Annotated in this window: 15 protein-coding genes; 4 read left to right on the forward strand and 11 right to left on the reverse strand. The window is 60.1% G+C overall.

Annotation, left to right across the window (positions count from 1 at the left end):
• Positions 1-74: 74 nt before the first annotated feature.
• The 3 genes from GYM47_RS11180 to GYM47_RS11190 are packed head-to-tail and all read left to right on the forward strand — an operon-like array spanning position 75 to position 2,368.
• A complete protein-coding gene (locus GYM47_RS11180) occupies positions 75-779 on the forward strand; it encodes an ABC transporter permease (RefSeq protein WP_153842815.1) in 705 nt (234 codons plus the stop codon).
• Positions 776-1,513, forward strand: a complete 738-nt coding sequence (locus GYM47_RS11185; protein WP_139527083.1) for an ATP-binding cassette domain-containing protein — start codon at positions 776-778, stop codon at positions 1,511-1,513. The genes GYM47_RS11180 and GYM47_RS11185 overlap by 4 nt, the downstream gene beginning before the upstream one ends.
• A 39-nt stretch (positions 1,514-1,552) precedes the next feature.
• The gene (locus GYM47_RS11190) at positions 1,553-2,368 is read left to right on the forward strand and encodes an ABC transporter substrate-binding protein (RefSeq protein ID WP_153842814.1); all 816 of its coding nucleotides are present in this window, start codon (positions 1,553-1,555) and stop codon (positions 2,366-2,368) included.
• A 58-nt stretch (positions 2,369-2,426) separates the two neighbouring features.
• Here the strand turns inward: GYM47_RS11190 and GYM47_RS11195 are convergent, their stop codons facing one another.
• From GYM47_RS11195 to GYM47_RS11230, 8 genes are all read right to left on the reverse strand, one after another.
• The gene (locus GYM47_RS11195) at positions 2,427-4,013 is read right to left on the reverse strand and encodes an ABC transporter substrate-binding protein (protein WP_153842813.1); all 1,587 of its coding nucleotides are present in this window, start codon (positions 4,011-4,013) and stop codon (positions 2,427-2,429) included.
• Positions 4,014-4,050: 37 nt separating this feature from the next.
• Positions 4,051-4,941: a homocysteine S-methyltransferase family protein gene (locus tag GYM47_RS11200; RefSeq protein WP_153842812.1), complete on the reverse strand. Its 891-nt coding sequence runs from the start codon at positions 4,939-4,941 to the stop codon at positions 4,051-4,053.
• An 88-nt stretch (positions 4,942-5,029) separates the two neighbouring features.
• Positions 5,030-6,475 carry a sulfate adenylyltransferase subunit CysN gene (gene cysN / locus GYM47_RS11205; RefSeq protein ID WP_153842811.1) on the reverse strand — a complete coding sequence of 482 codons (1,446 nt, stop codon included), beginning with the start codon at positions 6,473-6,475 and terminating at the stop codon, positions 5,030-5,032.
• Positions 6,475-7,434: a sulfate adenylyltransferase subunit CysD gene (gene cysD, locus GYM47_RS11210; protein WP_153842810.1), complete on the reverse strand. Its 960-nt coding sequence runs from the start codon at positions 7,432-7,434 to the stop codon at positions 6,475-6,477. The genes cysN and cysD overlap by 1 nt, the downstream gene beginning before the upstream one ends.
• A 188-nt stretch (positions 7,435-7,622) precedes the next feature.
• Positions 7,623-8,357, reverse strand: a complete 735-nt coding sequence (locus tag GYM47_RS11215; RefSeq protein WP_153842809.1) for a phosphodiesterase — start codon at positions 8,355-8,357, stop codon at positions 7,623-7,625.
• Positions 8,358-8,396: 39 nt separating this feature from the next.
• Positions 8,397-8,843, reverse strand: a complete 447-nt coding sequence (locus tag GYM47_RS11220) for a DUF1249 domain-containing protein (protein WP_139527076.1) — start codon at positions 8,841-8,843, stop codon at positions 8,397-8,399.
• Positions 8,844-8,852: 9 nt separating this feature from the next.
• On the reverse strand, positions 8,853-9,503 hold the full coding sequence (locus GYM47_RS11225; RefSeq protein ID WP_153842808.1) for an NUDIX domain-containing protein: 651 nt from the start codon (positions 9,501-9,503) through the stop codon (positions 8,853-8,855).
• A gap of 106 nt (positions 9,504-9,609) precedes the next feature.
• A complete protein-coding gene (locus tag GYM47_RS11230; protein WP_139527074.1) occupies positions 9,610-10,254 on the reverse strand; it encodes a TRAP transporter TatT component family protein in 645 nt (214 codons plus the stop codon).
• Positions 10,255-10,451: 197 nt separating this feature from the next.
• Between GYM47_RS11230 and greB the strand changes: the two genes are divergently transcribed.
• A complete protein-coding gene (gene greB / locus GYM47_RS11235) occupies positions 10,452-10,994 on the forward strand; it encodes a transcription elongation factor GreB (protein WP_153842807.1) in 543 nt (180 codons plus the stop codon).
• 32 nt (positions 10,995-11,026) lie between these two features.
• On the opposite strand, the gene GYM47_RS11240 is transcribed toward greB, so the two are convergent.
• The 3 genes from GYM47_RS11240 to GYM47_RS11250 form a co-directional block, all read right to left on the reverse strand.
• Positions 11,027-12,016 (reverse strand): methyltransferase, encoded by a 990-nt coding sequence (locus GYM47_RS11240; protein WP_153842806.1) that lies wholly within the window; start codon positions 12,014-12,016, stop codon positions 11,027-11,029.
• A complete protein-coding gene (locus GYM47_RS11245; protein WP_153842805.1) occupies positions 12,013-12,831 on the reverse strand; it encodes a methyltransferase domain-containing protein in 819 nt (272 codons plus the stop codon). Before GYM47_RS11245 ends, GYM47_RS11240 begins: the two co-directional genes overlap by 4 nt.
• 111 nt (positions 12,832-12,942) lie before the next feature.
• The gene (locus GYM47_RS11250; RefSeq protein ID WP_153842804.1) at positions 12,943-14,613 is read right to left on the reverse strand and encodes a methyl-accepting chemotaxis protein; all 1,671 of its coding nucleotides are present in this window, start codon (positions 14,611-14,613) and stop codon (positions 12,943-12,945) included.
• Positions 14,614-14,869 lie beyond the last annotated feature (256 nt).

Genomic DNA, 14,869 nt, shown 5'->3' on the forward strand with positions numbered 1-14,869 from the left:
GCTGAATTTTTCTCTTTATTCCGCGGCAATCGCACTGGCGTGTGCGCAACCCGGTGCTATTGAATCAGGTCCTTATGGCAGCTAGTGATAATCCTTTCTACACGGCGCTCACGCTGATTCTGGGCATGGACTCGAACTTGATCGACATCGTGGCGCTTTCGCTGCAGGTGTCGCTGAGCGCCGTGCTGATCGCCAGCGCTTTGGCGCTGCCGGTGGGTGCCGCGCTGGCGTTGTGGCGCTTCCCTGGTCGCAACGGCATGATCGTGGTGCTCAACGCGCTGATGGGGTTACCGCCGGTCGTGGCGGGTCTATGCGTCTATTTGATGCTCTCCAGAGCGGGGCCGCTGGGATCGCTTGGCCTGCTGTTCACACCCAGCGCCATGGTGGTTGCCCAAGTCATCCTGGTCTTTCCCATTATCGCTGCGCTGACACGCCAACAAGTGGAAGCCTTGCACCACGAGTATGACGAACAGCTTCGCTCACTCGGGCTAACGCCGCTACGCATGATGCCCACCCTGCTGTGGGATGCACGCTTTGGCCTGCTGACGGTCGTTTTGGCTGGCTTCGGCCGTGCCAGTGCCGAAGTGGGTGCGGTGATGATCGTCGGTGGCAATATCGATGGGGTGACGCGCGTGATGACCACCAGCATCGTGCTGGAAACCAGCAAGGGCGATCTGCCGTTGGCACTCGGCCTGGGCATCATCCTGCTGGCGCTGGTCACGTTGATCAATGCGCTGGCCCATGCGGTCAGTGAAGCGGCCAAGAGGCGATTAGGATGAACGCACCGCTCACTTCCTCCTCTCTCACCCCACTGGCCGATGTGCCAGCCCTACACTTTCAGCAGGCGAGCTTTACCCACCGCGGCCACGCATTGTTGGTGCCGACCACGCTCACGCTGTCTGGCTGTCAGCGCACGCTCATCATGGGGCCCAACGGAGCGGGTAAAAGCCTATTCATGCGCTTGGCCCACGGGCTGCTCAGCCCAAGTAGCGGCCAAGTCCGTTGGGAGGGCAAGCCGCCGGTGCAGGCCATGGTGTTCCAGCGGCCGGTTCTGCTACGCCGCTCGGTGATCGATAACTTGCGCTATGCGCTGGCCGTCAAAGACGTGCCACGCCCAAAACGCCAAGCGCTCGCCCTACAAGCGTTGGAAAAATTTGGCCTTGCCGCACTGGCCAAGCGCCCTGCCCGGGTGCTGTCGGGCGGCGAACAGCAGCGTCTAACCCTGGCCCGCGCTTGGCTGCTGAACCCCGCCGTGCTGTTTTTGGATGAACCGACCTCGGCCCTCGACCCTGCCGCCATCAAAGCCGTCGAGGACGCGGTCAACGAATTTCACCAGAGCGGCACGCGCATCGTGATGACGACCCACGACTTGCACCAGGCGAAGCGGCTCGCCGATGACGTGCTGTTCATGTATGGCGGACAGGTATTGGAACACACCCCCGCCGAGCGTTTTTTCGACGCCCCGACCTCTTCCCAGGCCAGGGCGTTCATCCGGGGCGAGCTGGTTTGGTAAGCCCCACCCAGCGTTGAACAAGACCCAAAGGAGCAGACCGTGAACAAAACCACCACGCTAATCACCGCCAGCGTATGCACGACCGCCTTGGCCTGGAGCGCTTCGCTACTCGCGGATGACGATTTCATTACGCTCGCCTCTACGACCTCGACCGAAAACTCAGGACTGTTCGACGCCATCATTCCCACCTTCACCGAGGCCACCAGCATCGGTGTGCGCGTGGTGGCCGTCGGCACCGGACAGGCGTTCGAAATCGGCCGCCGTGGTGATGCCGACAGCCTTCTGGTACATGATACGGCAGGCGAGGAGCAGTTCGTGGCGGAAGGTTACGCTACGGAGCGTTTGGACGTGATGTACAACGACTTCGTGATCGTAGGGCCCAGCGACGACCCGGCGGGCATCAGTGACAGCGAGAGCGTCGCCGACGCCTTTGCACGTATCGCCGAGAGCGAATCACCGTTTGCCTCACGCGGCGATGATAGCGGTACGAACCGCGCCGAGCTGCGTTTGTGGGAAGATGCGGGCGTGACGCCCCAAGGCGAGTGGTACCGGGAGCTCGGCAGCGGTATGGGCCCGACATTGAACACCGCTGCGGGTATGGACGCTTACACCTTTACCGACCGTGCCACCTGGGTCGCGTTCGATAATCCGCAAAACCTCACGCTGCTCTTCGAAGGCGACGAGGCGCTGTTCAATCAGTACGGCAGTCTACTGCTCTCGGAGGAGCGTCATCCGCACCTGAAGCACGATTTAGCCGCCCAGTGGCATCAATGGCTGGTCTCTGAGGAAGGCCAGCAGGCGATTGCCGACTTTGAAGTAGACGGCCAACAGTTGTTTTTCCCCAACGCTGAGTAAGCCTATCGACAAAGCGCCAGCCCGCATTGAACGGGCTGGCGCAGGAATCACCCTCGGTTCAACTGGCGATCCACATCTTTTCGACCGAGCGAGTCGCTACTTCTCCCGGCACGTCGACATACCCCCGCACGTTGGCGCGATTGGCCGAAATCGAATCCATATACAGCGGTGCCACGGTGCTACCCTCCTGCTGATAGAGCACCTGAATGTCGTGGTACATCTGACGCCGCGTGGCCTCGTCCTGCTCGCCGCGCGCCGCGATGATCAATTGATCGAGCTGCTCATTGGCCCAGCGCGCTTCGTTCCACGGCGCGTTGGATAAATTGACCATGGAGAGATAGGCATCCGCCGTAGGGCGGCTCGACCAACCGGACGCGCAGAATTCGTGCTGACGCCACACTTCCGACCAATAGCCATCGGCGGGTACGCGATTGACCTCCAGCGGGATGCCTGCGCGCTGGGCCGACTGCTGATACAACTCCGCTGCCGACACCGCCCCTTCGAAGGTCGCGCCATCCGCAGTGCTCAACCGAATGGGCCTGTCCATACCCGATTGGCGCCAATGGTGAAGCGCTTTGTCAGGATCGAAGGCGTGGCTGGGCAGGTCGGTGGTGAAATAGCGGTTGCTGGGGAACAGCGGCGTATCGTTACCTACTTGGCCATAGCCTTGCACCAGCAGATTCAACAGCTGCTCTCGGTCGAGGGCGTATTTCATGGCCAAACGAACGTCTTTGTTATCGAAGGGCGCACGATCAGCCAAGCCAGGAAACGTCACTTGGAAGCTGCCCGAATTACGGTTGATGGTGAGCGATGACGCGCCCTCCAAACGGCTGACGATGCTCGGCGTCACGCGGTTGACGAAGTGCACCGACCCACTCATCAGCGCCGCCACCCGGGCGGTGGCATCGTTGAAGGCGCGGGTTTCGACGCTATCGACGAAGGCACGATCCGACTTCCAGTAGTTGTCGTTGCGCTTGACCAGGGTACGCACACCCGGCTCGAAGCTTTCCAGCACGAACGGCCCGGTGCCGATACCCTCATCGAAATTGGCACCTGCCGGCGTGATGGCAAAGTTTACCTCTCCCAGCAAATACGGCAGATCCATATTGGGGGCAGAGAGCGTCATGACCACGTCGTGGCTGCCACGGGCGGCCAGCTCGGTGATCTGCTCCATGTAGCCCTTCACCGCCGAGGGCGAGTCCTCGGCTCGGTGATGGTTCAGCGAGTAAACCACGTCCTCGGCGGTGAGGGTCTTGCCGTTGTGGAACGTCACCCCTTGCCGCAAGGTAAACACCCAGTGCGTCGCATCCGTCGTCTCCCAAGACTCGGCCAAACCGGGCGCCAGAGACCCGTCATCGTGAAGTTCGGTCAGGGTGTTAAACAGCTGGCGCCCCACATGGTACATGTACTGCTCGAAGTAGTAGGCCGGGTCCAGGCGGTCGCTGCTGGAGGCATTGTCGATCGCCAAAATGAGATGCCCGCCGCGTTGCGGAGTGGCCTCCGTTTGCGCGCTCGCCCAGCGCGGCAGCAGTAGCCCGCCCAAAGCGCTGGCAGACACCGACAGCGCGGCGGAGCGCTGCAGAAACTGGCGCCGGGTCACGCCTGCCAAGTGCCCCTCGGCGGGCACGTCCGTTCCTTTCTTCATGGGGGAGTCGTCCTATGCAATCAATTACGACCAGCGGTCAGTCACGCACCGCCTCGGCCAACTTGGCAATATGCTCGGGGCCAATGCCACAGCAGCCGCCGATCATGCTGGCCCCCGCCGCCTGCCAGCGCTTGGCGAAGTCGGCGTAGGCGTCTGGCCCCAGGTCATCGCGCATATCGCTCACACCGGCGTTGGCGGCGATGCGGTTGCTCTGCGGCACGAAGCTATTGGCGTACACCCCCAAACGCAGCGTGGCCCCTTTGGCGTCCACGGCCGCCTGCGCCTGGCGTAGCGCCTCTTCCATCAACTCGGCTTGGCTACAGTTGAACAGCAGCGCCTCGCCACCCGCCTCGAGCACCGCATTTACTGCCGCCTCCACCCCCTCGCCGGAGCGCAGCGCGCAGGGCAGTTCGCCGTTTTCGTCGGCGTCTTGCAAGGTGAACGAGAACCAACGCGGACGAGGATCGTTCCCCAGCGCAGTGGCCACCGCTCGAGCCTCCTGCGTGGCGCCCAGCGTCTCTGCCAGCCACACGTCCACGTAAGGGGCCTGCCCTTCGATCAGCGTTGCCAACAGCTCGGGCGCGCGCTGGGCATCGAAGAGCGCCGGCTGATAGGAGCCGAACAGCGGCGGCAGCGATCCGGCGACGGTCACCGCCTCCCCCGCCACGCTGTCACGCGCCAACTTTCCCGCCAGCGTCGCCAGCGCCAGGCCGCGCTCGGCAAAACACGCCTCGCCAATATGAAACGGCACGACGGCATAGGCATTGGTGGTAATCACCTCGGCGCCCGCTTGGATGAAAGCGCGATGCGCTTGGGTCACACACTCGGGGGCTTCCATGAGCGCCAGCGCCGACCACTCCGGCTGGCGAAACGGCGCTCCCAGCCGCTTTAACTCACGCCCTAAACCACCGTCCAATAGGGTTAACATCGACTCTCGCTCCTTGGTGTCTCGATTCAGCTTTACCTAAAAGTTGACGCCGCAGAGCGGCGTCAACAAGGGTTCAATGGGGGCAGTGTTAGCGTCCCAGCAGTGACCCAATATCTTTGGCTTCCCAATGCGGGAAATGTTTACGCACCAGGGCGTTCAGATCGCGCTCGAAGGCCGCCCAGTCGGTGGTCACCGCCTGCTCGCGAGCGTTCACCACGCCGCGAATCATACCCGCGCCCACGGTCACGTTGGTCAGCCGGTCGATCACGATGAAGCTGCCGGTGCCTGGGCTGGTGCGATAGTCGTCGACGGGGATAGCGGCGGTCAACTCCACCTCACAGCGGGCAATGGCGTTGAGGCTCAACGCATCGGTGGCATGCTTCTCCAGCGTGTTGACGTCTATCTGGTACTCGATGGCGCTGACCTGCCCCGCCAAATCCCGGGTGGCCAGCTTGATGTCGTAGAGCTTGCCGGGCGTGAGGGCATCTTCGTGCATCCACACGATATCGGCGCTGAAGACGTTCGACAGCGGAATCTCGGCATCGGCGCTGACGATCCAATCGCCGCGGGAAATGTCGATCTCGTCTTCCAGGGTGACGGTCACCGCCTGGCCGGGATAGGCCGCATCCAAGTCGCCGTCGAAGGTCACCACGCGCGCCACACGGGACGTTTTACCGGACGGCAGCGCCTTGACCGCCTGGCCTGGGCGCAACACTCCTGCCGAGAGCGTGCCGCAGTAACCCCGAAAGTCCAGGTTCGGGCGATTGACGTACTGAACAGGCAGACGCAAGTCGGTGAGGTTCTGGTCGCGGGTGATCTCGACGTTTTCCAGCAGTTCGATCAGCGTTTTGCCCTCGTAGCGCTGGCCATCCTCGAAGTACCAGGGCGTTTGCTCGCTGCGGTTGACGACGTTGTCGCCATTGAGCGCCGACATTGGCACGAAGCGGATGTCCGGCGCCTGCAGGTTGGTGGCGAATTCGCGGTACTCGTCGACGATCTCGTTGAAGCGCGCTTCCGAGAAGCCCACTAAGTCCATCTTATTGACCGCAATGACCAAGTGCTGAATACCCAGCAGGTCGGCAATGAAGCTGTGGCGACGTGTCTGGGTCTGCACACCGTAACGTGCGTCGATCAAAATGATCGCCAAACTGGCCGTCGAGGCGCCCGTGGCCATGTTGCGGGTGTACTGCTCATGTCCTGGCGTGTCGGCAATGATGAACTTGCGCTTGTCCGTGGAGAAGAAACGATAGGCCACATCGATGGTGATGCCCTGCTCGCGCTCGGACTGCAAGCCATCCACAAGCAGTGCCAGATCCACCGTATCGCCGGTGGTGCCGCTGGTTTTAGAGGCCTGGGTGATGGCTGCCAATTGATCCTCGAAGATCATCTTGGAGTCATGGAGCATCCGGCCGATGAGGGTAGATTTACCGTCATCGACGCTGCCGCAGGTAATGAAGCGCAGCAGGTCTTTGTTTTCGTGCTCGTGCAGATATTGCTCGATGTTATCGGCAATTAACGTCGATTGGTGTGCCATTAGAAGTACCCCTCACGCTTTTTCTTCTCCATGGAACCGGCCTGGTCGTGGTCGATGGCACGGCCGCTGCGCTCGCTGGTTTTGGTCAACAGCATCTCCTGGATGATTTCCGGCAGCGTGGCGGCCTTGGACTCCACCGCGCCGGTGAGCGGGTAGCAGCCCAGGGTTCGGAAACGCACCCACTTCTCTTCAGGCACTTCGCCAGGCGCTAACGGCAGACGGTCATCGTCCACCATGATCTGCATGCCGTCGCGCTCGACCACCGGGCGTTTGGCGGCGTAATACAGCGGCACGATCGGAATCGACTCGAGGTAGATGTACTGCCAGATATCCAGCTCGGTCCAGTTGGAGAGCGGAAAGACACGAATCGACTCGCCTTTATTGACCTTGGCGTTGTAGACGTTCCACAGTTCGGGGCGCTGGCTCTTCGGGTCCCAGCGATGGTACTTGTCACGGAAGGAGTAAACGCGCTCTTTAGCGCGCGATGCTTCCTCGTCGCGGCGCGCACCGCCAAACGCGGCATCGAAACCATGTTGGGTCAAGGCCTGCTTGAGCGCCTGGGTTTTCATGATGTCGGTGTACTTGGCACTACCGTGATCGAAGGGGTTGATATTGGCCGCCCGCCCCTCCTCGTTGGTGTGCACGATCAGCTCCATGCCAGCTTCTTCCGCCATACGGTTGCGGAACGCGATCATTTCGCGGAATTTCCAGGTGGTGTCGATGTGCATTAGCGGGAACGGCGGCGTGCCGGGATAGAAGGCTTTGCGCGCCAGGTGCAGCATCACCGAGGAGTCTTTACCGATGGAGTACATCATCACCGGATTGCTGAACTCCGCCGCCACTTCTCGAATGATATGGATCGACTCGGCTTCGAGCTGCTTCAAGTGGGTCAGTCGGGCAGCATCTGGTGCGCTTGGCACCTGTTGCGACGCCGCCGACGGCGCAGAAAACTGGTTCATTACCTACTCCCTCACAAAACGGTGCTTGCGTTTATTAGACGGCTTTTCAAGGAAGCCTTTGCAAACAGGTACACTGCCCAGCGCGTACGAAACGCAAAGCGGGCATTTGTGGGTAGGGTAACGCCAGGTCAATAATAACCCAAAAGAATTAATAACTATCTTTTTAGAACCATAATGCCTAACAGACGCTAGACGGCGACGCGCTCCACCCAGGTCTGCCACTCATGGCCGTGAATATCGACGATACGATAGCCAGGGCGCGACGCTTCATCGATGGCAAACGCCTCTGCGCCCGGCAGAAACTGGTCTGACATGGCCGGGCAGCCGTAGACCCCGATATCACTGCCTGCCACTGGATGAAACTGCGCATAGGCTTGATGGGCATGGCCAAACAGAATCATCTTGACCTGCGGGTAAGCACTCAACAGCTGCCAAAACGCCTCGCGGTCTTGCAGGCCGATGGCATCCATCCAGGCAGCCCCCACATCCACCGGCGGGTGGTGCATGGCAATTATTGTAGGGCGATCGTCTTGCTCGAGCCGCCCTGCCAGCGCGCTCAGGGTATCGCTCCCTAACTCGCCGTGGGGCTTGCCGACGACCTGGGTATCGAGCAACAGCAAGCGCCACTGATCCAAATCCACTTCGTCGAGCAGCGGCTGCTCGGCACTCATCAGCTCTAGCTGATCATGGTTACCCGGTATCCAAAACCACGGACAGGGCATCGCACTCAGCGCTTCTCGGGCGTGGGCATAGGACGCGGCAGTTTCGTCTTGGCTGACATCCCCTGTGAACACGACGACGTCGGGTCGCTCGGCAGCAACGGCTTCCAGTACGCGCTGGAACTGCTGCCACGGAATACCCGCGCGGGAGCGCGCCCGTTTATCTGCATGTAAGTGTGAATCGGTGATTTGGATAAGCCGCATTCACCTGGCTCCCTTGACCTGAATCGTATACGACGTGAATTAACGTAGTTCGGGTATGTCCACAGCATGCCCATGGGCAAGGCCGTGGGCCAACCATTCGCCTAGGAAGCAATTGAGCTGAAGCTTCTCGTCCGGCTGGTGCATACGGGCGTTGGGATAGCGGTAGCGGCCGCTGAAGTGGCGTTCGCGCTGAAAATCGATGACCTCCGCCATACGCACATCATGATAGAGATGTACCCGCATGCGCGGCCCTTCGATGACGCTATCCAGTGGCCCGCTCTGGGTCACTTCCACCAGCGTGGTATAGGGCGCTTGCTGAAGAATGGTGAGATGCAGATCGCCAAAGTGCTGGTGGTCGCCACGCAGGGCGATATCACGGCGCTGACCGCTCTCCATATCCCCCACCAGACGCAACAGGCGCAAATAGTTCGCGCTGCATTCGCCCTGCAGGGTTTTTAAATCGGTAACGTAGGCGGCTCTTGCCATGATGACTCCTTACTGGGTTCGCTTGGCGTCCGTCGTCGAGAGGGCGGCGCGTTGCGAGGCGGCACGCAGCGATGCCCGCTGCCCCGCCAGCCAATGCAGCCCAATCAACGACATGGCGTTGTCGAGTCTTCCCTGCTCTAAGAGTTCCCAAGCACGAGTAAACGTGACGATATGCACGCGGATGTCTTCGTGCTCATCGTCCACGCCATACACACCGCCTAGCCCTTGGGTATCCACTAGGCCGCAAAACAGCGTCACACGCTCGTTGCAGGCGCCGGGGCTAGGGTAGTAGGTGTGCAATTTGGTCAGTTGCCCTACTTGGCAGCCGGCCTCTTCCACCGCTTCGCGTCGAGCAACGTCCTCCAGGGATTCCTCTTTATCCACGAGACCCGCGACGAATTCTAATTTCCACGGAGAGGCGGGGTCATCGATCGCCCCGGCGCGAAACTGCTCGACTAGCACCAGCGCGTCACGGTGTGGATCGTACAAAAGCACACCGACCGCATCGTGGCGGTGATGCACTTCGCGGCGCATGGCTTTGCTCCAGCCACCCTCGAACAAGCGATGGCGCAGCTCCAGCGCTTCCAGGCGAAAGAAACCTTGATAGAGGGTATCGCGTTGGATGAGCTCGACATCCTCACGACCAAGCGTAGGGCCCATACGGCACTCCCGGTGTTCACAATCGTCCTATTATCAATGCTGCTCACCGGGAATGCCAATGCGGTGATTAACCGCGCGTAGGGTTCAGGGGAAAAGGTACATCATTTCATAGCTGACCAAGCAACGCCTCGGCCTCACGGCGCAGCGCCTCATCGGACACCTGGCGATTCTCTCGGGCCGTGCCGTTCACCGCGCGCTGGGCATGCTCGCGCGCCGCTGGGGTGTTGCCCTCTTCTTTTAAAAACGCCGCGTAGTAGTAGTTGACATCGATGCCGTCCGGGCGCAGCTCCAGCGCGCGCTGGAACATGCGCTCGGCAGTATCGCTGTTACCAAATCCCAGCGGGCGGCCTGGGGCTCGGTCATATAAAGCACCCAGCGTGACATAGGCCGAGCCGTTGCCTCCCGTGGGGTCGATCTCGATGGCGCGCTCCAACACGTCGCGGGCGTCACCGGCCGTCCCCAGCGCGCCCAATCCACCGCGTTCACGCGCGTAGGAGGCCAGCACAATACCCTGCCAAATCAGCACCTCGGCCTCATTGGGATACTGGTTGGCGAGCTGCTCGGCTTCGCTGGCGAGCGCTTTCAGCGTGTCTTCCCGCTGATTCGCGGGCATTTGCGTCACCGTGTGCTCCCAACGGTTCTTGAGTGAAAAGACCTCCCCCTCGAACGCCGATGCACTCAAGGGGGCCAGCGCCAGCGTGCTGCCCAGGGCGGCGGCGATCAACAAGCGGGAAAAGGGAATAGCGCGCATGGAAACCTCCAGGTTTGTTGTTGTAGCGGCTTTTTCATCGGGGCCTTCAGGCCCAACGATAGCTTACCTAGACAATGTAACGAACGTTTGAATGATTCGCCAGACATTCACGACGTTGTTATAAAACACCCCCTCGACGTAAGCTTATGGCTACCCGCAGAAGCGCCCGTTTGGGCGTACAAGGAGACGATGGACGTATGAAAGGTCGCAACATGACCCGCTGGCGGGATCCGGCGAAAGACCCACGCCAAGCGCCCAAAAGCAATTTGATCACCGCCGAAGGGGCCGCCCGACTGCGCGGCATTCTCGATCACCTTTCACGGGTAAAGCGCCCGGCGCTATCCGCCAAAGTGGGCGAAGCCGCCGCGCTGGGTGACCGCAGCGAAAATGCGGATTACACCTATAACAAGAAGGAACTCAACCGAGTCATTGCGCGCATCCGCTATCTCACCAAGCGGCTCGACGAGTTGCAGGTAGTGGACCGACTGCCCGCCAATACCGACAAGGTCTTTTTTGGGGCCTACGTGAGTCTGGAGGACGACGAGGGAGCAACACTTCAGATTCGCATCGTCGGCCACGACGAGCTCGATACGCAAAAGCGCTGGATCAGCATCGACGCGCCCATGGCAAAGGCACTGTTGGGCAAAGAGGTCGATGACGACGTCACGGTGCTGACTCCCAACGGCGAAACGTTCTATACCGTGACGGCCATTCACTACGATACGCCAAGCGGCCCATGAGCTCGACGCCAAAGAACAACAGCCAAAGACGACTAGTTGACGGCGCGATACACCCGGAAACGCCGGTTGTCCGACAGCGTCTCGAACTCGCCCAGCGCGCGCTGTAATCGCTCCGGATAGGGCAGAAACGCATTGGCCACCAGCCACAACTGCCCTTTTGCCTGGAGGTGCTCTACCGCTTGATCGATCAAGCGCGAGCTGGGGCCATAGCTGATGTCTCGCTCCTGGTGAAACGGCGGGTTACTCACGATGACATCGAATCGCTCGCCGTCCAACGCCGAGTAAACGTCGCTCTCCAGCACCCTGCCCTCCAGCGCGTTCTCACGCAGCGTTCGTCGGCAGGCTTCGGCGGCGAAGGCGCTGACGTCGACAGCCGTGACCGCATGCCCGCGTTTGGCGAGCCACGCGCTGATGATGCCGTCGCCACAGCCCATATCAAGCACTTTTAGCGGTTTTTTCGGCAGCGCTTTCTCCAGGGCCTGCAGCAGAAGCTGCGTTCCCTCGTCGACTTTGCCGTGACCAAACACGCCTGGGTGGCTGACCAAACGCATATCCAGGGCGTCAAAGGTTTGCCAGGCGCTCTCAGGCGCTGCCATGTTCACCGTGCGGGTGGCAAAGAGCGTGCAGCGGCGGGCGTTATCGAGCTTGTCGCACGCCATGCCCAGCTCATCCAGTATCTTAGGCACGCGTTTGATGCCCCCTTGATGCTCGCCCACGATATCGACCGGCGTATCGTCAGGCAGCACGTGGCAGAGCCACGCCAGCCACCATTTGCCTAGCTGATGGGCTTTGGGCCAAAACAGCACCACCTGACCGTCGGGTAGGCAGTCGAACGGCGCGAAAGGACTCATGGCTTGACGCGCACTGGTCTGCCACTGCTCCCGCAGGGCAACATTGTCACTCACCATCGCGGCGGAGAGGTTTAACAGCCACGTATCGTCTGGAGGCGAGACAGGCCATAGCCGAGCGGCCTGCCCGTAGTAACGTTCCAGCAGCTGGCAAGTAGGCAGTTGAGCACTCATACATCAGCCTCGGGTTTGGTAACGGTATAAAGCAAATAGCGGCCTAAACGCCAATGGGGGTCTTGCTGGCAATACTGCTTTTCAAGCGCCAGCAACGCTGCTTGATCGCTTGTCTTCTCAGGCGCCTGACGCACGTAATCCTGAAAAATACGGATACCCGCGACACTCTCGATACGTAAGCCGTTCTGACTCACCCACTGGCCAATCTCGTCATGGGTAACGGGGGTAATCGGCGTTAAGCGCTGGCGCTTGCCTTTACCTTCCAACTGATCGCTCAAGGCTTTTTGATAGTTGCCCTTCACCACGTTGGAAAAGCGCAGCGCGTCGCGGTTGAACACCATCAGACTCAGTTGACCACCGGGAGCAAGCAGCGTTGCGAGGGTTTTCAGCGCTTGCTCGGGATTGCCTAACCACTCCAGCACCGCGTGACAGGCGATCAGCGGCCAAGGACCAGGTGCTTGGCTGGGCAGCGCCTGTAGAGGAGCCTCCACATAGCAAAGCTGCCCCGGTGGCCACGCCACAGCGGCCTCTTGCTCAGCGTGCCACGCCTTGGCGTGGGACAGCATATCGTGGGAAGGCTCCGCCATGGTGACCGTGTGACCACGTGCGGCAAACCAGCCGGAGAGCTGCCCCAACCCACCGCCAACATCCAGCACGGGCTGGGCCGTCAAGCGCAGCATTTGCGGCAGCAGATAGTCCAACATCGCGAGGCGCAGCTCGCCCCGGGGTGCTTGGTAGAGCGAGCGAGAGAACTTATCTGCCAAGCCATCAAAGTAGCGGTCGCCAGCGTCGGTTAATTCGTAGGTCGGGTGCATGCCTCTAGCCACCACAGTTTAAAGGGGCGCTAGTTTACCCGTTATCGTCAGGAAAATCGCACCCCAGGCAGCATGGTTGAGCAGTCCAAGGCGCGATGGTCACAGCTAGGACTAGAACTGCTCCCACTCACCCGCTGACGACTGCTTGGAGGGCAGCACTTTGGCGGCGGACTGATGGAGCCCAAGCGGCTGCGAGCGGCGTAGCGCTGGCAAAGGCTGCGCGCCTTGTGAGGTTCTGAAGGCGTTGACGCTGTTGGTCAGAGCGGCGGCTTCCCCACTGAGGGTATCTGCCACCCGCCGGTAGCTCTCCATATCCGAGGCGCTGGCTTGGGTCGTGCTGTCGATCTCGGCAATGGCTAGTCCTACTTGGGCAACGCCGTCGCTCTGCTCGCTGGCCGCTCGGCTAATCTCTGCCATCAGGTCGTTGACCCGCTGACTGGCATGTCGGATACGTTGGGTCGCCGCTTGCGTTTCTCGCGTATGAGACGCGCTTTCCAGCACGCTTTGATTGGTGTCCACGATCATGCGCTGCACTTCTTTGGCCGCTTCAGCGGTCTGATTGGAGAGCTTTCGCACCTCTTGGGCCACTACCGCAAAGCCACGTCCGTGTTCGCCAGCACGCGCCGCTTCCACCGACGCATTGAGAGCCAGAATATTGGTTTGAAACGCGATGGCATCGATGGCTTGCACCATGTGTTTCATCCGTTCGGACTGCTTGGTCAACGCGTCCATGGCCTGAGCCAACTCGTCTGTCAGGCGCGACGCGTTGCCCACTTCGGCGAGGTTGGTATCGGCCGCCTTGCTCGCAAGCTGCGCATTCGAGGCGCTTTGACGCACGGTGCTGGAAATCTCCTCCATGCTGGCAGCCGTCTCTTGTACCGCGGAGGCTTGCTGTTCCAGGCGATCCGCCATGTTGGCGTTATTGCTTAGAATTTGGCTCACCACCGGGCCAATGGTGTCCATATTGCGCTGAATATCACTGGCGGTAGAGAGCAGCGAGCGGCGCATGAGCTGAAGTGCCTCAAGCGTTTGACGAAGCGATTGGCGGCGAGTGGAAGGAATCACCGTGTTCAAGTTGCCCGCTGCCAGCTGCAGCGCAATGTCTTTCAGCGATGCGACCGAACGACTCAAGGAGCCTAGCAGCAACGCGTTCACCGACCAGATCGCACTTGCCAGCACTAGGGCAAGCACAGCCAAAGACCAGCTCTCGAGAGAAAAGCGTTGCGTGATCCACAAGCCACCCCCCAGTAGCACTACGCTCGCCAAAGACGACAGAACGACGCGCGCCTTCACTCCCTCCCACTGAAACGATGGCAACTTGCCGCGCAACCCTTTGCGCTTGAGTTTGCCGCGCTTTAAATAGTAGGGGCAGTTGTTTTCACGCATTTGACGATACAGGTGATCGAAATAGCGCGCCTTCTCTTCACCCGCATAAGAGCGAAGCGACGCGTAGCCTTGTAGCTCGCCTTTATCGACGACGGGCACGACATTGGCGTGCACCCAGTAGTGGTCGCCGTTTTTACGGCGATTTTTGACGTATCCTTGCCAAGAGAGCCCTTCTCTCAGGGTTGCCCACATATCCCGGTACACCTCGGGCGGCATATCCGGATGCCGAACGACATTGTGCGGTTCATTCATCAACTCTTCGATGGCGAAGCCGCTCACCTCGATAAAGCGCGGGTTGGCATACGTAATATAGCCGTTGATATCCGTGCGGGAGATTAAGAAGTCATCGGGTTCAATCGGATAATTCGTTTGTGATACATAGCCGTTATTACGCATTGCCACCCCCTTTGGGAGAATACTTTTTACACCTGCAAGCCCAGTAGGCGTACTATGGCTCAGACGCTAAAAAAAGTAACGGTAGTTACCTAGCATGTCACATTATTTGACATTCCCCCTTAGGCTCAACATAAGCTATACAATGCTTAAAAAAACCTTATTGAAAAATTAAACAATATTAAAAATTAGAGGCATTGCAGGTACGTTGTCTCATCGTCGGCTAGCTTTAACTCTCGACCCATAAGGGAATACCTCC

Source organism: Vreelandella piezotolerans, assembly GCF_012427705.1.
GTDB classification, from domain to species: domain Bacteria; phylum Pseudomonadota; class Gammaproteobacteria; order Pseudomonadales; family Halomonadaceae; genus Vreelandella; species Vreelandella piezotolerans.